The following is a 23,986-nucleotide window of genomic DNA, read 5'->3' as shown; positions in this document are numbered from 1 at the left end:
TATCGAAGTTTTGTGATTATTTTAGGGGGTGCTTATGTTAAATAAAGATTTAGAGGTCACCTTGAATCTGGCATTTCAACAAGCCAGAGACGCGCGACACGAATACATGACCGTAGAGCATCTGCTATTGGCGTTAATCGATAATCCAGCGGCGCAAGAGGCGCTGCTCGCCTGCGGTGCAAACCTCGACAAGTTAAGAGAAGAGGTGTCGAGTTTTATCGAACAGACCACACCTATCATCAGCGATCCTAACGACGACAGAGAAACCCAGCCCACCTTAGGTTTTCAGCGCGTACTGCAGCGCGCCGTCTTTCATGTGCAATCCTCTGGGCGTAACGAAGTCACTGGTGCCAACGTATTGGTGGCCATATTCAGTGAACAGGAGTCTCAGGCGGTTTACCTGCTGCGCAACGGCGAGATCACCCGCCTAGATGTAGTGAATTACATCTCCCATGGCGTAGCGCGTGATGAGCTGGATAATGCCCAGGAACCTGAGCAGATTGAAGATCACAGCGAATCGGAAGAACGTAGCAAGCTGTCGCAATTTACCGCAAACCTGAATGAAGAGGCGCGTAAGGGCAACATAGATCCCCTGATTGGCCGCAGCGATGAAATCGAGCGTTCGATTCAGATCCTCTGTCGTCGCCGCAAGAATAACCCATTGCTGGTGGGGGAGGCCGGTGTCGGTAAGACGGCGATCGCCGAGGGGCTTGCCTACCGTATCGTCAACGAAGAAGTGCCCGAGGTGATGGCCGATGCCACGGTTTACTCGCTGGATCTCGGCGCCCTGTTGGCGGGAACCAAATACCGTGGCGACTTCGAGAAACGCTTTAAGAGCCTGCTTAAAGAGCTCTCGCAAGACAAACATGCGATCTTGTTTATCGATGAGATCCACACCATTATCGGCGCAGGAGCTGCGTCCGGTGGTGTGATGGACGCCTCGAACTTGCTAAAACCCTTGCTCTCTAGCGGTCATCTTCGCTGTATGGGCTCGACCACTTTCCAGGAGTATCAGAGCATCTTCGAGAAAGATCGTGCCTTGGCAAGGCGTTTCCAGAAGGTCGATATTAACGAGCCTTCGGTGGCAGAAACCACCAAGATTCTGCAGGGTCTCAAGAGCAAGTACGAGGAGCATCACGGGGTGCGTTATACCCTAGCGGCCCTGTCGGTAGCGGCGCGTTTGGCGGATAAGCATATCAACGACAGGCACCTGCCGGATAAGGCGATCGATGTGATCGACGAGGCGGGCGCGCGCATGGCGATGCAGCCGGTCAGTAAACGCAAGAAGACCATAGGTCAGGCGGAGATCGAGTCGATTATTGCCAAGATGGCGCGCATTCCTGAGAAGACAGTATCGGCAACCGATAAGGATATGCTGAAGAATCTCGAGCGCAATCTCAAGATGGTGGTGTTTGGTCAGGATAAGGCGATAGAAGCCTTAAGCTCGGCGATTCGTCTGTCTCGCAGTGGTTTGAGCGGCGCCCACAAGCCCGTGGGGAGCTTCTTGTTTGCAGGCCCGACTGGTGTGGGTAAGACAGAGGTGACCAGCCAGCTGGCGTCATGTCTCAGCCTTAAGCTGGTGCGCTTTGACATGTCCGAGTATATGGAGAGTCACACTGTGTCTCGCCTTATCGGTGCACCACCAGGCTATGTTGGTTACGATCAAGGCGGATTGTTAACCGATGCGGTGATCAAGAACCCACACTGTGTAGTGTTGCTCGATGAGATAGAAAAGGCTCACCCCGATGTCTATAACCTGCTGCTTCAGGTAATGGACCACGGTACCTTGACCGACAACAATGGCCGCAAGGCGGACTTTAGGCACGTAACCCTGGTGATGACCACCAACGCGGGTGTTCAGGAGACGGTGCGTAAATCTATCGGCTTTAAGCAGCAGGATCATAGTCAGGATGCGCTGTCGGAGATCAATCGCGTCTTCTCGCCTGAGTTTAGAAACCGCTTAGATGAGATCATCTGGTTCAATCATCTAGATATGACGGTCATCGCCAAGGTGGTCGACAAATTCCTGGTCGAGCTACAGGCGCAACTGGATGAGAAATCTGTGGTGCTGGATGTTAGCGATGATGCCAGAACCTTATTGGCCGAGAAGGGCTATGATAAGGCGATGGGGGCACGGCCGATGGCTCGAGTGGTTACCGAGATGATCAAGCGGCCACTTGCCGATGAGATCCTCTTTGGTAAGCTGGAGAAGGGGGGGATTGCCCATGTGGATGTCGACGGCGACAAGTTGACCATCAAGGTCGAACAGTCGGAGCGGCTGACACAGGCATAATATACAGACGTAATAAAAAGGCTGCATCTGCAGCCTTTTTTCATGATTTGGCTAATACCAATCCCAATAAATAACTGATCATTTAAGCTAGTTAAAACGTTCAATAACGGCATCAGTAATTTTAATTGTAGAATAACTACTTATCTAAAAACCCTGCTTTGTTCCCGAGCGTTTTTCCTGCGCTATTTCTGCTCACTTACTGTGATTGCTATCATTCGCCTTAGGCGATAAGGGCGCGCATTAATATTGCGCGTCGTTAGCCCGGTATCGTTATCTATTAGGAACAAAAAAACCGGCACTGCCGGTTTTTATCATTCGTAAGCTAACGTTTAGCGTGAACGGAAGACGATGCGCCCTTTGCTCAAATCATAAGGGGTCAGCTGAACAGTGACCTTGTCACCCGTTAGAATACGGATGTAGTTTTTACGCATTTTGCCTGAGATATGGGCGATTACTACATGACCATTCTCTAGCTCTACTCGAAACATTGTATTTGGCAAGGTTTCAAGAATAGTGCCTTGCATCTCAATGTTGTCTTCTTTCGCCATTAATCAGTTATCCTGTTAGCCTTCAAATATTAAAAACGGGCGTATCATGCCGCAAATTAGCGCTTCTGTAAAGAGGTGTTCGTTATCTGGGCAAATATCTGTTTGCTTTATTTTTTCTAATTAAATGCCGTTATTCGCTTCGTTGCCAACCGTTTGCGGTCAATATCTCATAGGGATGATAGGCCGTCTTGTAATTCATTTTTCGTGACTCATGGATTTGATAACCCAGGTAGAGGTACTCCTTGCGCATCTGCTTGGCAAGTTCGCACTGCAGCAGGATCATCAAAGAACCCAGAGAGCGTTTGTCTAATTCTGGCGCAAAAAAGCTATAGATGGCCGACAGGCTGTTGGGTAGGAGGTCGGTGACCGCCACGCCAATCAGCTCGTCGTTCAGCCGAAGCTCCAACAGTTTTGGGGGGTGCCAGCTACACTGCACGAAATGATCGTACTGTTCTCTCGATGGTGGATACATGGGGCCGTCATGATGACGCGCCTTGATGTACCTGTCATAGAGCGCATAGTGCTCGTCGGTGCAGTTGTCGACTAAGTGCCAACTTACGTCCTTGTTCTGTTTCAGGGTACGTTTCTGGCGCCGTGACGGGATAAAGGCATCGACCGGAATGCGAATGGGCAGACAGGCCTGACAGTGGGGGCAATGCGGCTTATAGATGGTCTCACCACTACGACGAAACCCCAGGGCGAGCAGTTTCTCAAATAAGGTCAAGTCGAGCGACTCCTCCTGCAGCACCAATAGCTGTTCCTGTTTATTGGGCAGGTAGCTGCAGTCGAAGGTATGTGTCATACCCACCTGTATGGTGTCGGATCTAGAGTTCAATCTGCACCTCTTGTGGGTGCCAGGCGTCGCTGGCGACCTCGGTATCGCGAAAGCGCTTCAATAAATTGATGAAGTCTGCGCGTTTTAATGCCTTGGCGCCCAGTGAGGCCAGATGAGGATTCATGACCTGGGCATCGATTAATCGGTACCTGTGTGACAACAGGTGCTGATGCAACATGGCCATAGCCGCCTTGGAGGCATTGCTTTGCAGGTGAAACATGGATTCGCCACAAAATACCTGGCCAACCGCTACTCCATAGAGGCCACCAATGAGTTTATCGCCGTCCCACACTTCGACCGAATGGGCCTTGTTATATTGGTGCAATGCCTTATAGGCTTGCTGTATCTCTAAGGTGATCCAGGTGCCTTCCTTGCCCTGGCGGGTGAGGGCACAGTGCTCTATCACCTGATTAAAGGCGCGGTTGACGCTAAAGCGCCATTGACGGCGTTTAATATCACGTTTCAAGCTGCGACTCACCTTGAGCGCGCCGGGCACGAACACGGCTCTTGGGTCGGGCGACCACCAGAGGATAGGGTCGCTTTCGTTAAACCAGGGGAAAATCCCCTCATAGTAGGCATTGATGAGGCGTTTGGGGTGTAGATCGCCACCGATGGCCAAGAGTCCGTTTGGATCGGTCAGGGCAAACTCCGGAGAAGGGAACTTTGCCAGCTCATGATTTAAATAGGACAGTGAGTTCACAATTGCGTAAAATTAGTTATCGGCCTCTTTATAAGTTAGCGGAAAACCTCTTATGTTGAAACCTACACCCAGCCTCTTTCGCTTCATTTGGTCAGTTTTTATCTTGGTTGCCAGCCTGGGACTGAGTACTAGTGCCAGTGCGGCCTATGAGCGCAATCAAGCTGTCCCTGTCGAGAAGGTTGAGTATGGTTATGTCACCTCGGTACGTAAAATTACTCAGACTCAGTTAGTGGAAGATCGTAACCAAGGTTGGCGTACTTTTGGTGGCGCCTTGATAGGCGGTGTCATAGGCCATCAGTTTGGTGGCGGCAGCGGTCAGGATGTGGCCACAGTGTTGGGCGCCCTGATAGGGGGCGGTATAGGGCATAGTGCCGGCGGCGACTATTATCAGCAACTAAAGCTGGTCGAGCTGATGATACGGTATGAAGATGGCCAGGAGGTGATGGTGATCCAAGACTTAGATCCCGGCATGATCTTCAACGTCGATGACGAGGTACGCGTGGTTTATCTTCAGGGAGGCGTGCGCGTCGATCTGGCGATGTAGCAGGCGTGTAGCTATTGCAGAGTTATATTCAATAAAAAAGGAGCCCTGAGGCTCCTTTTTTATAACAACATCTTGCTTGGTTAGAAGCCGCGAGGAAGCTGTCCTTTACCCGCCAGCTTAGCACGCCATAGTTCTTTCGGTGTCATGCCACCAGAGGTAGACTTGTTGGTTTTTGCTTCCGCCTTAGGCTTGGCTGCTTTCGCAGGCGCGGCCTTCTTAGGTGCAGCCTTTGCTTTTTCCGCTTTTGCCGGTGCCTTAGCTGCTGGAGCTTGCTCACCTTGTTCAGCCAACATAGCTTCTAAATCACTAAAGCGAAGAGACTTACCACCATCGATCTTATACCAGCTTCCTTTCTGCTCGATAGTAACACTCTTACCCTGCGCCTTGCTCAATGCAGACTCGAGTGCGCTGATCACCTCTTCTTTGGTCAACTTTGACATAGTATTAACCTATTTCTTTTAATGTGTAATTGAAGGTTTGGCCTAATTTTATAGTCCAAAGGCCTGAATTGTCCAATTTTCACAGAAATTCAACGTATTTCTATGAACTGAGGCCCAGATATGGCTAAACTAGGCGCTATCGCCACGGCCATTTTTTACGTTTTTGAACGGAGAATTGGCCAAAGTTATCTGATTCATATGAGGAGCTTAGATGAATCGCACAGCATTGACTCGATACCTCACGGAATTTCTGCAGGTAGGCAACTATAAGGATTATGCCCCCAACGGGCTCCAGGTCGAGGGTAAAGAGCGGATCAAGACGATTGTCACTGGGGTGACCGCCTGTCAGGCATTGATCGATAGGGCGGTTGAGCTAAAAGCCGATGCCTTGCTGGTGCACCACGGTTTCTTCTGGAAGGGAGAGCCTGAAACCATTACCGGCATGAAGCATCGCCGAATCAAGTCGCTGATCACCAATGATATTAACCTCTTTGGTTACCATCTGCCGTTAGATGGTCACCCTATGCTGGGTAACAACGCCGAGTTGGCTCGCGAGCTCGGGATCATAGATGCCGAATCGATTGAAGGGGTCGCCCAGGGGCTGGTCTGGCAGGGGCGTCTCGATGAGCCGATGGCGCCGAGTGCGTTTGCCGAGCATCTCGCTGGCGTCCTGGGTCGTCAGGCCCTACACCTTGGTGAGAGTGATAAGCCGATTCATCGCCTGGCCTGGTGCAGCGGCGGCGCGCAAGACTATATCGATATCGCCGTCGAACTGGGCGTCGATGCCTTTATCAGTGGCGAGGTATCTGAGCGTACCTTCCACAGTGCGATTGAACAGGATATTCACTATTACGCCGCAGGCCATCACGCCACGGAAAGGTTCGGCATCAAGGCATTGGGTGAACACCTGGCTAATGAGTTTGGCCTGACTCACCATTTTGTGGATATCGACAATCCGGTGTAACGCATCTTTTAGCGACTCAACTAAAAGAAAAGGCCGCTATTAGCGGCCTTTTTGTCATATCGGTTGTGTACCAATCATCTGCATAGCGACTTATTTAACGCGCATGCCAGGCTGCGCGCCTTCATGGGGCTCCAGGATCCACAGGTCTTTCTTACCCGGCCCCGCGGCCAGCACCATGCCTTCAGACATGCCGAAACGCATCTTACGTGGCGCCAGGTTGGCTACCATCACGGTCAGCTTGCCTTCCAGATCTTCTGGTGCGTAGGCAGACTTGATACCGGCAAACACCTGTTTAGTCTCGCCGCCCAGATCCAGCTGAAGCTTGAGTAGCTTGTTGGCTTCTGGCACATGTTCCGCCTTGGCGATGCGGGCAATACGCAGATCTAATTTGGCAAAGTCATCGAAGCTGATCTCTTCGCTGATTGGGTCGAGATCCAGCTGGCTCTTCGGCGCCTCGGCGACCTGCAGGTTTTCGGTAGACGCTTCGATGATGGCTTCGATGTTTTTCATCTCGACACGTTGCATCAAGGCCTTGAACGGCGCGATTTCATGGCCGCTCAGATCCTTGGCCAGATCATTCCAGGTCAGCTCAAGTTGTAGGAAGGCTTCAACATCCTGGGCCAGTTTCGGCAGCACAGGCTTGAGGTAAGTCACCAGGATACGGAAAAGATTCAGCGCATTGCTACATACCTGATGGGCTTCTTCTTGCTTATCTTCCTGCTTCACCAGTTGCCATGGTGCGGCATCGGCCACATAGGCGTTGGCGATATCGGCCAGGGCCATGATCTCACGCATCGCCTTGCCAAATTCGCGAGTCTCGTAAAACTCGGCAATGGCATCTGCCTTGGCAAGGAAGGTCTCGCTTAAGCTATTATCGGCTACCTTGGCCAGCTTGCCTTCGAAGCGCTTGCTGATAAAGCCAGCTGTGCGAGAGGCGAGGTTAACCAGTTTACCCACGAGATCTGAGTTGACGCGCTGGGCGAAGTCTTCCAGGTTCAGGTCGAGATCGTCGATGCGGCTGCTGAGCTTGGCGGCGTAGTAATAACGCAGGTACTCGGGGTTTAAGTTATCCAGATAGGTTCTGGCCTTGATGAAGGTACCCTTAGACTTTGACATCTTGGCGCCATTTACCGTCACATAGCCGTGGGCATACACGCTGTTTGGCTTACGGAAACCCGCGCCTTCGAGCATGGCTGGCCAGAAGAGGCTGTGGAAGTAGACGATATCTTTTCCGATGAAGTGGTATACCTCGGCGGTAGAGTCTTTTGCCCAGAACTCGTCGAAGTTGAGGTCGCCGCGCTTGTTACACAGGTTCTTGAAAGAGCCCATGTAACCGATAGGGGCGTCCAGCCAGACGTAGAAGAACTTACCCGGTGCATCGGGGATCTCGAAACCGAAGTAAGGTGCATCACGGGTGATGTCCCATTGCTGCAGGCCTTGTTCGAACCATTCGCCCAGCTTGTTTGCCATCTCTTGCTGCAGGGAACCTGAACGGGTCCACTCTTTCAACATCTCTTCGAAGGCAGGCAGGTCGAAGAAGAAGTGTTCTGTCTCCTTCATCACAGGTGTGGCACCGGATACCGCCGACTTAGGATCGATCAGATCCGTCGGGCTGTAGGTCGCGCCGCAGCTGTCACAGTTGTCGCCATATTGATCCACAGACTTACACTTAGGGCAGGTGCCCTTAACGAAGCGATCCGGCAGGAACATAGACTTTTCTGGATCGAACAGCTGAGAGATGGTTTTAGACTTGATATAGCCGCCATCGCGCAGTTTCAGGTAGATCTCGCTCGCCAGCTCACGGTTCTCGTTGCTGTGAGTGCTGTGGAAGTTATCGAACTGGATATTAAAGTCGGCAAAATCCTGCTGATGCTCTTTCTGTACCTGAGCGATCATCTCCTCGGGCGCCATGCCGAGTTGCTGTGCCTTAAGCATGATGGGCGTGCCGTGGGCATCGTCTGCACAGATATAGTGACACTCGTGGCCGCGTAGCTTTTGAAAACGCGCCCAGATATCGGTTTGAATATACTCAAGCATGTGACCTAAATGAATGGGGCCATTAGCGTACGGAAGTGCGCTGGTCACGAGAATTTTACGTTGTGAAGTTGCCATCTTGTCTCTAAATCAGTAAGTGCCCAAAAAGAATGGCATAGATACTAACCGATCATCGCTAAAGTTTCATCAAAACCTGCTTTAAGTGAACTAAATCTATCCGAATATGAGGAGTTTTTCTGATACACTTAGCCAAATTTATTTTTGGAGGTAGTCGTTTTGTCTTCAGCGTCTCAGAATTATCATCTTCATCATGATCTGCTCGGTCCGGTTTTGGCCATTTTAGATGCCCATCAAGACCCCTATTTAATGCAAGGTCTCGTCAGCGCAGGTTGTGTTACCAAGCTGGATATTGAAGGCAAGCGATTGCAACTCGGGCTGTGTTACCCTTACCCCTGTCAGAGCCAGTATCGTGATACGGTAATGGCAATCACCAACAAGCTGGCGGTACTCGATGCCATTGACGAAGTCGAGTGTGAAATCGATTTCCAACCCGCGGTGATCTCGTCCGGCGCGGTGGAGCCGCTACCCAATGTGAAGCAAGTGATTGCCGTTGCCTCGGGCAAGGGCGGTGTGGGCAAATCGACCACCTCGGTTAACCTGGCGCTGGCGCTCGCTGCAGAAGGCGCCAAGGTCGGCATTCTCGATGCCGATATCTATGGCCCTTCTATTCCTTTAATGCTTGGTGTCCCCAATTTTAACCCTGTCTCACCAGACGGCAAGATGATGACCGCGGCCGAGGCTCATGGTATCGCCGCCCAGTCTATCGGTTTTATCGTCAGTGGTGATGAGGCCGCCGTATGGCGCGGCCCAATGGCGGCGGGTGCACTGGCGCAGCTGCTTAATGAGACCCTGTGGCCCGAGTTGGATTACCTGGTGATCGACATGCCACCGGGCACAGGCGACATTCAGCTGACCCTGTCACAGAAGGTGCCTGTAAGCGGCGCCGTGGTAGTGACCACTCCGCAAGATATCGCCCTGGCCGATGCCAAGAAGGGGATCAGCATGTTCCAGAAGGTCAACATTCCCGTACTAGGGATTGTCGAGAACATGAGTTTCCATATTTGTAGCGACTGTGGTCATAAGGAGCACCTCTTCGGTGAGGATGGCGGCCTTAAGATGGCAGCGCGTTATAATGTACCACTATTGGGGCAGCTACCGCTGCAACTTAATATCCGCGAGGATGTGGATAGAGGCACGCCGAGCGTAGTGGCGGATGGTGAGAGCCAGGTGGCCTTGTTGTATAAGGAGATCGCCAGAAAGGTGGGGGCACAACTTGCCCTGAGCCAGACACAGAGTGTCGTATCTATTTCAATTTCAGATGATGAGTAAGGTTTACAAAGCATGAATTCGCAATGTGTCATAATTGGTATCGCAGGGGCATCGGCATCGGGTAAGAGCCTAATCGCGAAGACGATTTTCGAGGAGCTATGCCGTGATCTAGGCACAGATCAGATAGGGGTTATCGCCGAGGATGCCTACTATAAGGATCAGAGCCACCTGTCGATGGACCAGCGTGTCCTGACGAATTACGATCACCCTAAGGCACTGGATCATCAGCTTTTGTGTGAACACCTTAGCGCCCTAAAGAATGGTGAGTCTGTGGAGATCCCACAGTACAGTTACACCGAGCATACCCGTATGGCCGAGACAGTCACCATGACGCCAAAGAAGGTGATCATTCTCGAGGGGATCTTGCTACTGACAGATCCTCATCTGCGCGAGCAGATGGATGCGAGCGTCTTTATGGATACGCCACTGGATATCTGTTTCATGCGCCGCCTGACCCGCGATGTGGCCGAACGTGGCCGTACCATGGAGTCTGTGATGCAGCAGTACACTCAGACGGTACGGCCTATGTTCCTGCAATTTATCGATCCTTCAAAGCAATACGCCGATATTATCGTGCCGCGGGGTGGTAAAAACCGCATCGCAACCGATATATTAAAGGCGAGAATTCAGCACCTTTTAGCAAAATAATCGCTGTTTACGGGGAGTTTGGCTGAGATGCGTTTAACTGATTTAGAGATTGAAGCATGTCTGGACGATGGGTCTATTATCCTTGAGCCTCGTCCGAGCAATGATGCCATCAATGGTGTCAGCGTCGATGTAAAACTCGGCGATCAGTTCCGCGTCTTTCAAGACCATACGGCGCCCTATATCGATCTCAGCGGTCCTAAGGCCGAGGTACAGGCGGCTCTAGACAGGGTGATGAGCGACAAGATAGTGATCCCGGAAGGGGAAGCGTTTTTCCTCCATCCGGGTGAGCTGGCGTTGGCGGTGACCCATGAGAGCCTGACCCTGCCTGCCGACATTGTCGGCTGGTTGGATGGTCGCTCCTCCCTGGCAAGGCTCGGGCTCATGGTGCATGTCACGGCTCATCGTATCGACCCAGGTTGGCAGGGAAAGATAGTGCTTGAGTTCTACAACAGCGGCAAGCTTCCTCTGGCATTGAAGCCCATGATGACCATAGGTGCCCTCAACTTCCAGCGACTAAGTTCGCCCGTGGCGCGCCCCTATAATCAGCGCGAGAGCGCTAAATATAGGGATCAGCAAGAAGCCCTTGCCAGCCGCATTAGCCAGGACAAGTGATGTCGAAGGCTATCTGGGTAAACGGTCAGCAAGAGGACAGTGTTTCGGCGTTCGATAGGGGACTCGCCTATGGTGATGGCCTGTTTGCCACCATGCGTTGCAGTGGCAATGAGGTGCGCTTCCTCGACAGTCAACTGTTGCGTTTAGTCCAAGGCGCCGCCAGATTAGGCTTGCCAACGCTAGATGACGACGGGCTGCGCCAACGGCTAGCAGAGGCTTGCGCGCAAGGTGTTAGCGCCTTCTCACAGGATTTTTGCCTCAAGTTACTCATTAGCAGAGGCTGTGGTGGACGCGGATACCTACCGCCTGCTGCGCCAACGCTGACTGAGGTGATCTCACTTCACGAGATCCCAAGTCACTATAGTGATTGGCAGACTCAGGGGATCAGGCTACAGATGAGTCAGGTAAGCCTGGCCCGGCAGCCGCTGCTTGCCGGCATCAAACATCTTAACCGTCTCGAGCAGGTGTTGATTCGCCGTCAAACACTGAGTGAGGGTTATGATGACTGGTTGGTCTGCGACACGGCCGGTAATATCATCGAAGCCTCTATGGCTAATCTCTTCTTTATTCAGGGGCGCACTATCGTCACACCTAGTCTGCAACAGGCCGGGGTGGCCGGTGTGATGCGCGAGCAGTTGATGCTGTGGTTTGTTGAGGCTGGCTTTAATCTTGAGGTGCGCAGCGTCTTACCTCGCGAGCTAGCTCATTTTGATCACGTCTTGGCCAGTAATAGCCTGTTTGGCGTGGTCGCCGTGACCGGCATCGCAGAGCATAACTTTAGCCACAGCCCACTGCTAACCCAATTGCTGCACGATCTAAAACTAACTTTATGAAAAAAATGATCATAGGTGTGCTCGCCACACTCTTTACCTTACTTACCGTGAGTGCGATTGGCCTCTATTGGGTCTATCAGAGCGTGGTGAGCTACGGCCAGGCACAACTCAAGCTAGATGCGCCCGTCGAGTTTGAGCTGGCACGCGGCACCTCCTTTTCACAGATGGCCACCGCCTTGGCGCAAACCGGCGCGGTGGACGAGCTTTGGAAACTTAAGCTGCTGGTTAGGCTGCGCCCTGAGCTTGCCAAGATCCGCAGCGGCCTGTATCAACTCTCCCCCAACGACACTGTGGTGGAGCTACTCGAAAAGCTTCGTCAGGGCAAGGAGATGGTCTTTACCGTGACGCTTGTTGAAGGGCAGAGCATTAAAGAGTGGCGTGAGCAGCTCAAACAGTTACCGCGCCTGAAATGGCAGGATGGGGCCTTTATGCAGGTGCTCGAGGATAATGGCGATGAGTCTAAGCTGCCCGAGGGTAAGTTTTATCCTGACACCTACCACTATGGCGCCGGTGATACGGTTAAGGTGATCCTGCAGCAGAGCTATCAGAAAATGCAGCAGGAGCTGGACAAGGCCTGGCAGGAGCGCGATCAGAGTATCCCGCTTAAGAGCCCTTATGAGCTGCTGACCATGGCCTCGATTATCGAGAAAGAGACAGGCAAGGCCAGCGAGCGCCCCTGGATCTCGGCGGTTTTTACCAATAGGTTACGTAAGGGGATGCGTTTGCAGACAGATCCTACGGTGATCTATGGCATGGGAGAGCGTTATCAGGGCAACATTACCCGTAAAGATCTGCGCGAGCAGACCCCCTATAACACCTATCGCATTCATGGCCTGACGCCGACCCCCATTGCGGCCCCGAGCGGCGCATCCTTGATGGCGGCGGCGCGTCCGGCCGATGTCGACTATCTCTATTTCGTGTCGAAGAATGACGGCAGCCATATATTTTCTAAAACATTAACCGAGCACAATCGTGCTGTAGACAAGTATCAGAGAAATCGATGAAGCAAAACAGCGCGAAATTTATCGTTATCGAAGGATTGGAAGGGGCGGGCAAGTCGAGTGCCATTGCCCTGGTAAGAGATTTTATCGAGAAGCATACCGGCCTGGCGCCCGTGTGTACCCGTGAGCCCGGCGGCACGCCGCTCGCCGAGCGAATTAGGGATCTGGTAAAGATTGCCGATCCTAGCGATCCCTTGTGTGATGAGTCAGAGTGTTTGCTCATCTATGCGGCCAGGGCGCAGCTGGTGGCTAACGTGATTAAACCTGCATTAGTGCAGGGCAACTGGGTGCTAGGCGATCGTCACAACCTCTCTTCTCTGGCTTACCAAGGTGGCGGACGTCAACTGATGCCTCTGGTCGAGGCGGTGAGTCAGGCGACACTGAAAGACTTTAAACCCGACCTGACCTTGTACTTAGATATCGACCCGCAACTTGGCTTGCAGCGCGCCCGAGACAGAGGCGAACTGGATAGAATCGAGCAGCAGGCACTGAGCTTTTTCGAGCGCGCCAGGGCAACTTATCTGCAACTGGCCGAGCAGGATGAGACTATCAAAGTGATCGATGCCAGTCAGACCATGGCCGAGGTACATAAAGAGATCTTGGCCGTGTTGCAACAACAAGATTGGTCATAACAACGGCGGACTTGATGATGGAGCTACCTTGGTTAACGCCTGTTCGTGAATCTTTCTGTGGTCAGTTGATGACTGGCCAACAGGGACATGCCTACCTCTTAGGGATCCACCAGGGCTATGGCGGCATGCAGCTGGCGGAAACCTTGGCCCAGGCCAGTCTGTGTATGTCGCCGACCCAAAGTGGTGGCTGCGGTGTCTGTAAGAGCTGTCAGCTGTTTATCGCAGGTAACCATCCAGATTGTTATTTCGTCGAGGCCGACGGCAATCAGATCAAGGTGGATCAAGTCAGGGAACTGTGCCAGAAGTTGACAGCCACCGCCCAGCAGGGGGGCAGGCGGGTCGCCGTGATTAAGAACTGTGAGCGCCTCAATACCGCGGCGGCCAATGCGTTACTCAAAACCCTGGAGGAGCCGGGCAAGGGGACGCTGCTGTTGCTGCAGAGTGATACCCCAAGCCGTTTGATGGCCACCATCAGCAGTCGTTGTCAGCGCCTGCATTGCCAGCTACCGAGCCGCGAAGCGGTGCAAGACTGGCTGGCAGCACAGTTTACTTTGAGCAGCGATGTGACCTGGTGTCTGCCGGTTGTCGGTGGCCCTGTGGATCTGCTTATCGCCTTAAATGACGGACGATACGAGGCCTTGATCGGCCTGAGAAAAGCCTGGGTGCAAAGTTTGTCGTCTGGGCACCTGTGTGCTAACTTAACTAATATAGATGAAAAGCAAGTTTCTGATGCACTTAAAGTTTTGTATGTTGTCTTGCGACAAAAACTGGTGAAGCAGAAAAATGCTGATGCATTAATTAACATCAAGATAACAAAATTTGCAGCCAAGGTCATGGACACGTATCATAGCCTGAGTATGATGCCTAATGTGAATTTTATGGCTGTTTTTCAGTCGTTTATCTTAGAGTATCAGTCGCTAACAACAAGTTAAAATAATATGGTCGATCTCGTGGTTAATTTTGATACATTACATCAGCTATATAGAGCCTACATGCCTTTTATTCAGCCCGCGGGCCTGTTTGTGGCGACCACCGAAAGCCACTATCTAGGACAAGAGCTTACCATCGCCTATCAACTGCCGGGTTCGACCGTGCGTCATGAGTTTCAAGGTCTGGTGGTGTGGATCAACCCCCTAGGGGCATCGGGTGGGCGACCGGCAGGTATCGGGGTGAAGATCATTACCGACGCCTCAACCCATAAACATCATATTGAAAACCTACTTTCCCGTGAACTCGCCTCAGGCGATTTGACCTGCACCATGTAGATAGCTATCCTTTGCCTCCTTTTGTAGTGACTTAGGATTTTTGCGTGCTTATCGATTCCCATTGCCATCTCGATCGCCTGAAAGCGGCGCCCGATCAAGATTCGTTGAAAACATTGCTAGCCCAAGCCAAGGATCGCGGCGTGGAGTATTTCCTGTGCGTCAACGTGCGCCAGCAAGGTTTTGCGTCTATGCAGGCGAAAATGGCAGCGTTCGACCAGGTATTTCTGTCGGCGGGCGTGCATCCGCTGGATGTGCAGGAGGGGCTGGATACAAAGCAGCTGCACAGCTATCTGCAAGACCCTAAGGTGATCGCCATCGGTGAGACTGGCCTGGATTATTACTACTCGGGCGAGACTAAGGCGCTGCAACAGCAATGTTTCGAGCAGCAGATCGCCCTGGCGGTTGAGGTGGATAAGCCACTGATCGTTCATACCCGTGATGCCCGAGAAGATACCATCGCCATGCTTAAGGCCGGTCAGGCCGATAAAGTGGGGGGCGTGCTGCATTGCTTCACCGAAAACTGGGAGATGGCGAAGGCCGCCATAGACTTGGGTTTCTATATTTCAGTATCCGGCATAGTAACTTTTAAGAATGCCGGCGAGTTACGCTCGGTGATCCGTAAGGTGCCAAGAGACAGACTCTTGGTGGAAACTGACGCCCCCTATCTTGCGCCTGTGCCTCATCGCGGCGAAGAGAATCAACCTGCCTTTGTAAGGGATGTGGCGGAATTTGTCGCCGAGCTGCGTGGCGAAAAGTACGAAGAGCTGGCCCAATATACAGGCGACAACTTCTTTAGATTGTTTAAAGATGCGACCAAACTGGTGCAGGCTTAATGCCTTGCCGCTTTGGTGGTATTTAAAAGAAGAGTTAAACAGCTAGGGCCTGTTGACCTTTTGAGAACAAATTTTGTTCTAATTGAGCACGTTCAAATCGCGGCAGGAGGCTTGGAGTATAGTTATTCTATATAAAAGCCGAGTAACAAAGCGTTGAACGTGCTCAAGACGAACCCTGCGGGCAGCGTCTGTATCATTTTTTTACTGCGTTATCGCTCATTGATGTAGTGCACTACATGACAATCGCTCTACCTTGTATAAAAGCGATACAGAATGCTGCAAAAATGAACGAGAAAGATAAACAGGCCCTAAGAGAAACAGACAAAAAAAGACCCAAAACTATTCCAATTGTTCTGGGTCTAGGGGAATGGCTCTTTGCAGAGCCGTGCGCTACTGTTTGAGATTGCCTCGAATTTGTCTCAGGCTTATAGTGTAGTCAAACTCCACCTCACTGCCGGGCTCGTCTAGGCAAATCTCAGATTAAAATGTAACAAAATGTTAATGAAAAACCACTCGCTCTAATTCGGTGGCTTTTGCTTAGACCTTCACTGATGCCCGCTTAATCCACTGCAATGGTAGAGGATGAGCAGATTTTATCCCGCACCAAGTCACGAGGCAGGCTATTCTTGAGTTTATTGCCCAGGTGTTTCACCAAGCCCAAGTGTGTGCCTTGGTAGCTGACCAGCTGCTCGCCCTGAGGCTTCTCTTTTGTGGCTAATCCTATGTCGCGTCCCATCAGGTATTGAATAGCCTGTGCCTCATCCAGCGCAATACCTCGCGTATTGTCCGCCAGTGCCATCACCGCCTCATGTCTAGGTTTGAAGCCTTTCTTCAGAGCATAGGCCAGTTTGATGCCGATCCGCTGAAAGCGAATCTTGCCGATGAGCGGCTCGACATTACTGGGGAACAACCAGTACTCATCGTCCCTCTGCATCAAGATTCCCTGGCTGTCGAGTCTGATGCCGAAACTTGTCTCGAAGTAGTCGCAGAGGGCCTGGCGGGACTTCTTGTCGATCGGGCGAAAGGGGAAGTTTTTCTGTTTGCGCGGCTCTTCTGTATTTCTGGGAACCTTTGCAAGCTTGGTCAGTTTGGCAATGAAGAAGCCTTCGCTGTCGAAGATCTGCGGCCAGACATGGAGGAAGCCCTCTCTGGTACAGGCTTTGTCGGCACCTGGGAAGAGGTCGGCAAGGGATTCAAACTGCACCGCGTCGCCATAGGTGGCCTTGAGGTGCAGGCAGACATCCTGATTCTCTCGGCGATTGAGGGTGCAGGTGGAATAGACCAGGCTGCCACCTGGCTTGAGGGCGAGAAAGGCCGATTCGATCAGGTCGCGCTGCACGCTGGCAATGGCCTCTATCTCCTCTGCATCCCAATGTTTAAGGGCATCGGGGTCTTTGCGCACCGTGCCTTCACCGCCGCAGGGGGCGTCGAGCAGTATGGCATCGAAGCGCTCGAATAGGTACTCGCCAAACACCCTGGCGTCGAAGTGGGTGAGGGCGAGATTACTGGCGCCCATGCGCTGCACGTTGGCGTGTAGCACCTTGACCCGACTGGAGGAGTACTCGTTAGCGACCAACAAGCCTTGGTTGTTCATCATGGCGGCGAGCTGGGTGGTCTTAGACCCCGGCGCCGAGGCCATATCCAGCAGACTCAGGGAGGCGGCATCCTCGATTGAGGCAGGAAATAAGGCTTTAGGTGGCAGCATGGAGCTGGCCTCCTGAATATAAAACAGCCCCTGAATATGCTCTACCGTATTGCCTAGCTGAATCGAGTCATCCACCTTGACCCAGAAGCCTTCCTCACACCAGGGGATAGGTTCAAACTGCCAGCCTTTGGCGCTCATCATGGCGATAAAGTCAGAGGTCGTTATCTTGAGGGTATTGACTCGAATGGAGGGGCGTAAAGGCTTGGCGCAATAGCTTATAAATTCGTCCATCGAGAGATGATCCGGCATATCTTTCGCTATGCTATTGATAAAATTTTGATTTAGTTGAACCATAGGTAACAGAATAGAGATATCGTTAGTCGCCAGTATATCACATCCATTATCGGGCCTTGAGCAAAGCTTGGGGTGAAAGGAGTCTCGGGTGTTAAATCGCGTTTGGTTTGCCTTTTTTGTCGCCGCCTTAGTCGCTATTAGTATTAGTCTGTTTCAGGGGCAGTGGCAGATTTTATCAGCCGTGGTCGATGCCCTGTTTGCCAGTGCTAAGTTGGCCGCTGAAATCGCCTTGGGGCTGATCGGCGTGCTTTCGCTGTGGATGGGGCTGATGCGAGTGGGTGAGAAGGCTGGCGTTGTCGGCGTCTTTGCTCGCCTGTTCGAGCCTCTGCTCAGCCGTTTGATGCCCGAGGTGCCCAGAGGCCATCCCGCCTTTGGCAGTGTGACCATGAACCTGACGGCCAATGTGCTCGGGCTCGATAACGCCGCGACGCCACTGGGGCTTAAGGCGATGCAAGATTTACAGAGCCTGAACCCGGTTAAGAGTGTGGCCACTAATGCCCAGATCCTCTTCTTGGTGCTTAATACCTCCTCGGTCACCTTAGTGCCGGTGACCGTCTTCCTCTACCGCGCCCAGCAAGGCGCTGAGTCGCCGGCGGATATCTTCCTGCCTATCTTGCTGGCCACCACTGCCTCGACGCTGGTGGGGGTATTGGTCGTGGCCATCTACCAGCGTATATCCCTACTCAATAGCGTCCTACTCGGTTATGGCGCCCTGATGTTGGCGGCGGTATCGGCCCTGGTGTTTTATCTGGGGACCTTGACGGTAACTGCCATCGGCGAGTTTTCCACTGCCCTGGGTAACGGCATCTTAGTGCTGCTGATCTTCAGCTTTATTCTGGTGGCTGGGCTGCGTAAGGTGGCTGTCTATGATGAGTTTGTCGGCGGCGCCAAAGAAGGTTTTACCCAGGCGGTGCAGCTAATCCCCTATTTACTCGCCATGTTGCTGGCCATCGCCTTGCTGCGTGCCTCGGGTGCGCTCGATTATCTGCTTGGCGTCATCGCCGCCCTGGTGAATCTGCTTGGCGGAGATACCCGGTTCGTCGACGCCTTGCCTACGGCGCTGATGAAACCCTTTAGCGGCTCAGGCGCCCGCGCCATGATGTTGGAGACGATGCAACACTACGGGGTCGATTCATTTGCCGGCCGCTTGGCGGCTGTAGTGCAGGGTAGTACCGAGACCACCTTCTATGTACTGGCCGTCTATTTTGGCGCCGTGGGGATCCGCAACGGCCGTTATGCCCTGGTGTGTGGTTTGACTGCGGATCTTGCGGGGATCTGTGCCGCTATCTGGGTCTGCTACCAGTTTTATGGTTGATTGGTACCGAAAAGGACGCGTGCAAAGGCAAGCATGGATAGGCGAGTATGGATAGATAATACCAATCACAGCAAATATGTGATCAGAAATAGCGCAGGAAAAACGCTTGAGAACAAAGCAGGATTTTTAGATAAGTAGTTATTCTACAATTAAAAATACTAATACAGTTATTGAGCGTTTTAACAAGCTAGAATGATTAATTATTTACTACGATTGGTATAAGCCATGGGGAGCAAAGCCATTGATAGGCAAGCCGATATACAGGCAGCCAAACGTTAGTTCGAGCGGTTAAGAGGTCACACAAGCGTTCGCTTAGGGCGAGAAGCGTTAAACCGTGTATAAAGGCGATATTGAGAAAATCAGAAGCGATAGCTTACCGACAGCATAGGGCCGATAAAGCTGTAATACAGGTTGTAGTCGGCCACATTGAGTTCATCGGCAATACCGTGTTTAAAGTCAACGTCGACCTTGTAGTAGTTAAAGGCCGCTGACATGTGCCAGTTCTTGGTGATCTCGGCTTCGACACCGGCGCGAATATCTACCAGGCTGCCCCTGATATCATCGAGCTTGATGTAGAAATACTGTGCGTGGGCGTTGAACTTGAAACCAGGGCTGAATTCATAGTCGCCATACAGGCCAACATCCGGCAAAGGCGCAGTAACCTCTTCATCGACAATTCTAGGTGTGGCGGTTTGCGCGCACTGTTGCAGCGTTTCGCCCTTGGCACAGACACCTATTTCACCGTTGAAGGCGGTCTTGATAAACATGGCATGGATGCCCAGAGACAGTCCTAGGTTGAAGTTATTACCCTGATAGAAGTTATAACCATAGCCCAGGCGTGCAATATCGATATTAAGCGTGGTCTCCAGACGGGCTCCGGACTGAATGTCGTAAACCTGATCGTCTAGGGTGACCTGAAACGGCACGGTAAGTTTTTGTACTTCCGCATTACGGTGCAGCTGTTTCCAGTCGAAATAGATGCTGTGGCGCGAGTTGAAATGGTAGCTAGCCTCGAAGAATGGCAGAAACTGCGACTCTTCCAACGCTAAGTCTTCTTCGAAATCAAGCTTGAAATTATTACCCAGAACCGGATTGGTGACATCCATGCTGGAGTTAGAGTTTGAGTAGAAACCGCCGAGTTTTAGAACGATCTCACTGGGCTCTACCGGTGCTGATACCGAATAGGAATTGGCAGCTCCTGCGGCAAAAACCGAAGAACTTAAGAGACCCAAGCTAAATATGGCGACCGACTTAATCACTAACTACAACCTCTATCAATTAATAATTATTATAAGTTATTGATTTATTTAGTAAGACTTTTTTACTACGCTACCATTCTAGCAGGATATTTAAAATTGTGAATGATTTGTATCAAAAAATGTCAGGGTTGCGGCATTTTTGTTGATATTGAGAGCTGAATTACACAAATAAGAAGGCTCCCGATAGCCTATCGAGAGCCTTATCATTCAGTCTTTGGCGGGTTAGAAAAACAGTGGCCAGAGGATAAGTAGCCAGGTAATGCCACACAGGGCTAACGCGATAAAGACCGCCGCCGAGGCGATATCTTTTGCCTGTCCGCTGAGGGGGTGGATCTCGTGGCCAATACGGTCGACCACAGCCTCGATGGCCGAGTTAAGTAGCTCGACGATTAACACTATCATCAGCGTCATGATGAGCAGGATGCGTTCAACCATAGGCACGTCTACCAACAGGGCTATCGGTAGCATGAAGAGGACCAAGATTAACTCTTGGCGAAAGGCGGCCTCAGATTGCCAGGCGAGCTTAAGGCCCTGCATAGAGAAACCTGTCGCTCTGAAGATGCGTTTAATACCGTGGTTATTTTCCGGTTTCATTAGGTGTCCATTTCTTTCGTTAGTATCGCGATAGAATCGCATTAGTATTGCATTTGTATTGCATTAGTATCGTTTTAGTCTCTCTGCTTGCCTTGCTCTGACGCCGGCAGGCTAGTTACAAATTGCGCGCCAGTATAACACTCTAGTTACCACCATAACATCTGCATGAAGGGCTTTGAGCTAAACTTACCGCTTAGCTATCATCATGTTGCTCAAGGAGGAGCCTATGTTGTGTCACAACAGGTCTATAGTGGTCGGCAGTATTGTCTTGTTCCTGAGTTGGCTATCGCCAGTGGCGCTGGTCGCCGAATCCAGCGAGCTGCCTAATATCGATAAACCCGATAAGGCAGCTAACCCGACTAACCCAACTAACCCAATTAGCCCGGCTAAGTCCCCCGGCACGGTTGGCTCCTTAGTTGCCGAGGTCAACCAGTTGAGCTCAAAACGTTCGAAGCTGACGCGCCGGCAACTGCCCGACCTGCAATTGGCCGGTAGCCTCGAGGCCGACCGGCCTATATCTGAGTATCTGGTGAGCGAAAAGTTCGATGGCGTCAGGGGACGCTGGACCGGCACACGTATGCTTACCCGCTCCGGTCAGCCGATTAACTTGCCTGCTTGGTTTTCCAAAGGCTTTCCCACGGACCCCTTAGATGGTGAGCTGTGGATCGGCCGTCAGCAGTTTGAAGCCATTTCTGCCTTGGTACGTGATAAAGACGCCGACCCGGCGCGTTGGCGCGCCGTTCGGTTTATGGTCTTCGACTATCCTGCCATAGATAGCCCCTTTGGCGAGCGTTACGCCTTGGCCGTCAAGCGTTATGCTAACCTGTCGCCGTTTTTGCAAATTATTCCCCAGTGGCACATTCAAGATAGGCAGGCGTTGAATGCCGCGTTGGGCGAGTGGGTGGCCGAGGGCGCCGAGGGTTTGATGCTGCATCACCAAGGTGCCCATTACCACGCCGGACGAAATAGTGATTTGGTGAAGCTCAAGCGCTATCAAGATGCCGAAGCCAAGGTGATCGCCTATCTTGCGGGTAAAGGAAAATATCAGGGGATGATGGGCGCGTTGGAGGTCGAGACGCCAGAAGGCATACGTTTTAAGCTGGGGACAGGTTTTACTGATGAGCAGCGTCGCCATCCTCCGGCCATTGGCAGCATGGTAACCTACAAGTATTATGGCCTGACCCATAATGGCGTGCCTAGGTTTGCCAGCTTCAAGCGGCAACGAGAGCCGCTTTAAAAAGCGCATAAAACATGTACGAAAGGATAATTATGTCGAAGATCAACCCGTCGAAGATCAACTCAGTCTTGTTTGTCTGCCTTGGAAATATCTGCCGCTCCCCGACGGCCGAGGCGGTGTTTCGAGGGCTGCTAAGGGACCGCGGCTTGTCGATAGACTGCGATTCGGCGGGCACCTCTGGCTACCATGAGGGGGAGGGACCTGACAGGCGTGCACGCTTGGCGGGCGAGCGCCGCGGATTGGACTTTAGTGGCATTCGCGCCAGAGGGGTTAGAGATGAAGACTTTGAACGTTTCGATCTGATCCTGGCGGCCGACAGGGCTAACTTGCGTGAGTTGCGAGCGCGTTGTCCGGCTCAGCATCAGTCTAAGCTGACCTTGATGCTCTCGTTTCTAGAAGAGGGGGAGCGGGAGGTGCCAGATCCTTATTACGGTGGCGATGAAGGCTTCGAGCTGGTGTTAGACCTACTGCAACAGAGCTGTGAAAAGCTATTGGTGCAGATTGCGAAATAGGGGCTTTGGTTAAACCGCTTGCAACAGGCCTTTATCTAAGTGTCATCGATTGTGTCATGTTGCAAGCGGCATAGTGGTAAGCGCTTATCTTAATCCGTTAGCTATGGCTAACGATGAAGCGCTGAATTGTTATGACGGGCTTAGTCGTTATGACGAACGCCCGAACGTTTGAGGCGCTCTGCCTCGATCTTTGCCTGTTTCTCAGCCTCTTTTTCGGCCAGGATACGCGCCACCTCGGCCTTCTCGGCTGCGGCCATCTCTGGGGTCTCCAGTGACAACTGACCTATTTTACCCGAGCGGAACTCGTGCAGTAACAGTTCAGAGGCCTTGTGCAGGTCGATTCTGCCACCCGGTCTTAGGGCGCCGCGCTTACGGCCAATCGCCTCTAGCAGGCCGATATCATCATTCGGCAGCTCTTTCAGCTTATAACGCTCTAGCATGGCATCGGGATAGGCCTTGAGGAAATATTCGGCGGCAAACATGGCCACATCTTCATACTCCATCGCCGTGTCTTTAATAGCGCCGGTAACCGCCAAGCGATAGCCACTGGCCTCATTGTCCACCTTTGGCCAGAGAATACCTGGGGTGTCGGACAGCACTATGCCATTCTTGAGGTTAATACGTTGCTGGGTCTTGGTGACGGCGGGTTCATTGCCCGTCTTGGCGATGACTCTGCCAGCCAAGGTGTTGATAATGGTTGATTTTCCTACGTTAGGAATGCCCATGATCATGGTGCGGATATCTTTCTCTATCTTGTCGCGGGCAGGCACCAGCTTACGACAGAGTTCGGGGACCTTGCGCACCTGTGCGGCCTGCAGCGTGGTGATGGCCATCGCCTTAACCCCTTGCTCCTGCTCCAGATACTCAATCCAGCGCTGGGTTACTTCGGGATCGGCCAGATCTGACTTGTTGAGCAGTTTGATACAGGGCCTGTCACCGCGCAAACTGGTGACCATAGGGTTTTCGCTGCTGTAGGGGATGCGGGCATCGAGCACCTCGATCACCAGATCGACCTGAGGCATCACCTCTGCTATCTCTTTGCGCGCCTTGTGCATATGGCCTGGAAACCACTGAATTGCCATCTCTGTACTCTGTCTCTGTGCAAATTTGGGGAGGGATTTTACCCTGATATGGCTTAAAAATCATAAATAAAAAGCGCCCACGGGCGCTTTTTATCTTAGTCTAAGCGGTTAGATAACCCCTAATTCTCTCAGACGCTCCATCAGATAGCTGTCTGCTGTGTAGCGCTCCGATAGAACCACCTCTGGCTTAGGATGTAAGAAGAGGGGCAGGGAGATACGCGAACGCGTCTTATCGGCGCCTTCCGGGTTGACCACTCTATGGGTAGTCGATGGGAAGTAGCCGCCTGAGGCTTCCTGCAGCATGTCACCTATGTTGATGATCAGGTTGCCGAAATCGCTTGGTACGTCCAACCACTCGCCCGATTTGGTTTTCACCTGAAGGCCAGGTTCGTTCGCGGCCGGCAGCACGGTCAGCAGGTTGATATCTTCGTGGGCGGCGGCGCGAATGGCACCTAG

25 protein-coding genes are annotated in these 23,986 nt (G+C 52.2%); 15 read left to right on the top strand and 10 right to left on the bottom strand.

Features of this window, described 5'->3' with window-relative positions; translation table 11 throughout:
- Window positions 1-34 precede the first annotated feature (34 nt).
- On the top strand, window positions 35-2,293 hold the full coding sequence (clpA, locus tag DB48_RS18355; protein ID WP_041511645.1) for an ATP-dependent Clp protease ATP-binding subunit ClpA: 2,259 nt from the start codon (window positions 35-37) through the stop codon (window positions 2,291-2,293).
- Window positions 2,294-2,622: 329 nt separating this feature from the next.
- Here the strand turns inward: clpA and infA are convergent, their stop codons facing one another.
- The 3 genes from infA to aat form a co-directional block, all read right to left on the bottom strand.
- Window positions 2,623-2,841, bottom strand: coding sequence for a translation initiation factor IF-1 (infA, locus tag DB48_RS18350; RefSeq protein ID WP_011865366.1), 219 nt, complete (start codon window positions 2,839-2,841; stop codon window positions 2,623-2,625).
- 130 nt (window positions 2,842-2,971) lie between these two features.
- A complete protein-coding gene (locus DB48_RS18345) occupies window positions 2,972-3,676 on the bottom strand; it encodes an arginyltransferase (RefSeq protein WP_041511644.1) in 705 nt (234 codons plus the stop codon).
- Entirely contained in the window at window positions 3,666-4,376 is a 711-nt protein-coding gene (aat, locus tag DB48_RS18340) for a leucyl/phenylalanyl-tRNA--protein transferase (RefSeq protein WP_041511643.1), read from the bottom strand. The genes DB48_RS18345 and aat overlap by 11 nt, the downstream gene beginning before the upstream one ends.
- Window positions 4,377-4,428: 52 nt before the next feature.
- On the opposite strand from aat, the gene DB48_RS18335 reads away from it, so the two are divergent.
- The gene (locus DB48_RS18335; protein WP_041511642.1) at window positions 4,429-4,920 is read left to right on the top strand and encodes a glycine zipper 2TM domain-containing protein; all 492 of its coding nucleotides are present in this window, start codon (window positions 4,429-4,431) and stop codon (window positions 4,918-4,920) included.
- Window positions 4,921-5,000: 80 nt separating this feature from the next.
- Here the strand turns inward: DB48_RS18335 and DB48_RS18330 are convergent, their stop codons facing one another.
- Window positions 5,001-5,360 carry a hypothetical protein gene (locus DB48_RS18330; RefSeq protein WP_041511641.1) on the bottom strand — a complete coding sequence of 120 codons (360 nt, stop codon included), beginning with the start codon at window positions 5,358-5,360 and terminating at the stop codon, window positions 5,001-5,003.
- 211 nt (window positions 5,361-5,571) lie between these two features.
- Here DB48_RS18330 and DB48_RS18325 point away from each other — a divergent pair, with 211 nt between their 5' ends.
- A complete protein-coding gene (locus tag DB48_RS18325) occupies window positions 5,572-6,324 on the top strand; it encodes a Nif3-like dinuclear metal center hexameric protein (protein ID WP_041511640.1) in 753 nt (250 codons plus the stop codon).
- Window positions 6,325-6,414: 90 nt separating this feature from the next.
- Here DB48_RS18325 and metG read toward each other — a convergent pair whose 3' ends face one another.
- Window positions 6,415-8,436 carry a methionine--tRNA ligase gene (gene metG, locus DB48_RS18320; RefSeq protein ID WP_041511639.1) on the bottom strand — a complete coding sequence of 674 codons (2,022 nt, stop codon included), beginning with the start codon at window positions 8,434-8,436 and terminating at the stop codon, window positions 6,415-6,417.
- A 159-nt stretch (window positions 8,437-8,595) separates the two neighbouring features.
- Between metG and apbC the strand changes: the two genes are divergently transcribed.
- From apbC to DB48_RS18275, 9 genes are read left to right on the top strand one after another with little or no spacing between them, the layout of a single operon-like run.
- Window positions 8,596-9,708, top strand: a complete 1,113-nt coding sequence (gene apbC, locus DB48_RS18315) for an iron-sulfur cluster carrier protein ApbC (RefSeq protein ID WP_041511638.1) — start codon at window positions 8,596-8,598, stop codon at window positions 9,706-9,708.
- 12 nt (window positions 9,709-9,720) lie between these two features.
- The gene (gene udk, locus DB48_RS18310; protein ID WP_041511637.1) at window positions 9,721-10,356 is read left to right on the top strand and encodes a uridine kinase; all 636 of its coding nucleotides are present in this window, start codon (window positions 9,721-9,723) and stop codon (window positions 10,354-10,356) included.
- A 27-nt stretch (window positions 10,357-10,383) separates the two neighbouring features.
- Window positions 10,384-10,968: a dCTP deaminase gene (gene dcd / locus DB48_RS18305; RefSeq protein ID WP_041511636.1), complete on the top strand. Its 585-nt coding sequence runs from the start codon at window positions 10,384-10,386 to the stop codon at window positions 10,966-10,968.
- Window positions 10,968-11,801, top strand: a complete 834-nt coding sequence (pabC, locus tag DB48_RS18300; RefSeq protein WP_041511635.1) for an aminodeoxychorismate lyase — start codon at window positions 10,968-10,970, stop codon at window positions 11,799-11,801. Before dcd ends, pabC begins: the two co-directional genes overlap by 1 nt.
- Window positions 11,798-12,805 carry an endolytic transglycosylase MltG gene (gene mltG / locus DB48_RS18295; RefSeq protein WP_041511634.1) on the top strand — a complete coding sequence of 336 codons (1,008 nt, stop codon included), beginning with the start codon at window positions 11,798-11,800 and terminating at the stop codon, window positions 12,803-12,805. Before pabC ends, mltG begins: the two co-directional genes overlap by 4 nt.
- Window positions 12,802-13,434: a dTMP kinase gene (gene tmk, locus DB48_RS18290; RefSeq protein WP_041511633.1), complete on the top strand. Its 633-nt coding sequence runs from the start codon at window positions 12,802-12,804 to the stop codon at window positions 13,432-13,434. The genes mltG and tmk overlap by 4 nt, the downstream gene beginning before the upstream one ends.
- Window positions 13,435-13,448: 14 nt before the next feature.
- Complete coding sequence (gene holB / locus DB48_RS18285) at window positions 13,449-14,366, top strand: DNA polymerase III subunit delta' (RefSeq protein WP_041511632.1); 918 nt, start codon at window positions 13,449-13,451, stop codon at window positions 14,364-14,366.
- A 6-nt stretch (window positions 14,367-14,372) separates the two neighbouring features.
- Complete coding sequence (locus tag DB48_RS18280) at window positions 14,373-14,699, top strand: PilZ domain-containing protein (protein WP_041511631.1); 327 nt, start codon at window positions 14,373-14,375, stop codon at window positions 14,697-14,699.
- A gap of 44 nt (window positions 14,700-14,743) precedes the next feature.
- On the top strand, window positions 14,744-15,532 hold the full coding sequence (locus DB48_RS18275; RefSeq protein ID WP_041511630.1) for a TatD family hydrolase: 789 nt from the start codon (window positions 14,744-14,746) through the stop codon (window positions 15,530-15,532).
- A 559-nt stretch (window positions 15,533-16,091) separates the two neighbouring features.
- Here the strand turns inward: DB48_RS18275 and rsmF are convergent.
- Entirely contained in the window at window positions 16,092-17,531 is a 1,440-nt protein-coding gene (rsmF, locus tag DB48_RS18270; protein ID WP_041511629.1) for a 16S rRNA (cytosine(1407)-C(5))-methyltransferase RsmF, read from the bottom strand.
- An 88-nt stretch (window positions 17,532-17,619) separates the two neighbouring features.
- Between rsmF and DB48_RS18265 the strand changes: the two genes are divergently transcribed.
- Window positions 17,620-18,846 (top strand): nucleoside recognition domain-containing protein, encoded by a 1,227-nt coding sequence (locus DB48_RS18265; RefSeq protein WP_041511628.1) that lies wholly within the window; start codon window positions 17,620-17,622, stop codon window positions 18,844-18,846.
- Between the two features lie 359 nt (window positions 18,847-19,205).
- Here the strand turns inward: DB48_RS18265 and DB48_RS18260 are convergent, their stop codons facing one another.
- Window positions 19,206-20,078 carry a DUF481 domain-containing protein gene (locus tag DB48_RS18260; protein WP_052813866.1) on the bottom strand — a complete coding sequence of 291 codons (873 nt, stop codon included), beginning with the start codon at window positions 20,076-20,078 and terminating at the stop codon, window positions 19,206-19,208.
- 249 nt (window positions 20,079-20,327) lie between these two features.
- A complete protein-coding gene (locus DB48_RS18255; RefSeq protein ID WP_041511626.1) occupies window positions 20,328-20,699 on the bottom strand; it encodes a diacylglycerol kinase in 372 nt (123 codons plus the stop codon).
- Window positions 20,700-20,925: 226 nt separating this feature from the next.
- Here DB48_RS18255 and DB48_RS18250 point away from each other — a divergent pair, with 226 nt between their 5' ends.
- The gene (locus DB48_RS18250) at window positions 20,926-21,936 is read left to right on the top strand and encodes a DNA ligase (protein WP_235375443.1); all 1,011 of its coding nucleotides are present in this window, start codon (window positions 20,926-20,928) and stop codon (window positions 21,934-21,936) included.
- Between the two features lie 32 nt (window positions 21,937-21,968).
- A complete protein-coding gene (locus tag DB48_RS18245; RefSeq protein ID WP_041511625.1) occupies window positions 21,969-22,448 on the top strand; it encodes a low molecular weight protein-tyrosine-phosphatase in 480 nt (159 codons plus the stop codon).
- Between the two features lie 140 nt (window positions 22,449-22,588).
- Here DB48_RS18245 and ylqF read toward each other — a convergent pair whose 3' ends face one another.
- Complete coding sequence (gene ylqF / locus DB48_RS18240; RefSeq protein ID WP_041511624.1) at window positions 22,589-23,530, bottom strand: ribosome biogenesis GTPase YlqF; 942 nt, start codon at window positions 23,528-23,530, stop codon at window positions 22,589-22,591.
- A gap of 108 nt (window positions 23,531-23,638) precedes the next feature.
- Window positions 23,639-23,986, bottom strand: a 348-nt coding sequence (locus DB48_RS18235; RefSeq protein WP_041511623.1) for a 2OG-Fe(II) oxygenase family protein, incomplete at its 5' end; no start/stop codon positions are given.

The organism is Shewanella sp. cp20, from assembly GCF_000832025.1.
Taxonomy (GTDB): Bacteria; Pseudomonadota; Gammaproteobacteria; order Enterobacterales; family Shewanellaceae; genus Shewanella.
Note: the sequence above shows the minus strand (reverse complement) of the source record. Positions and strands in the feature narration are given on the sequence as shown.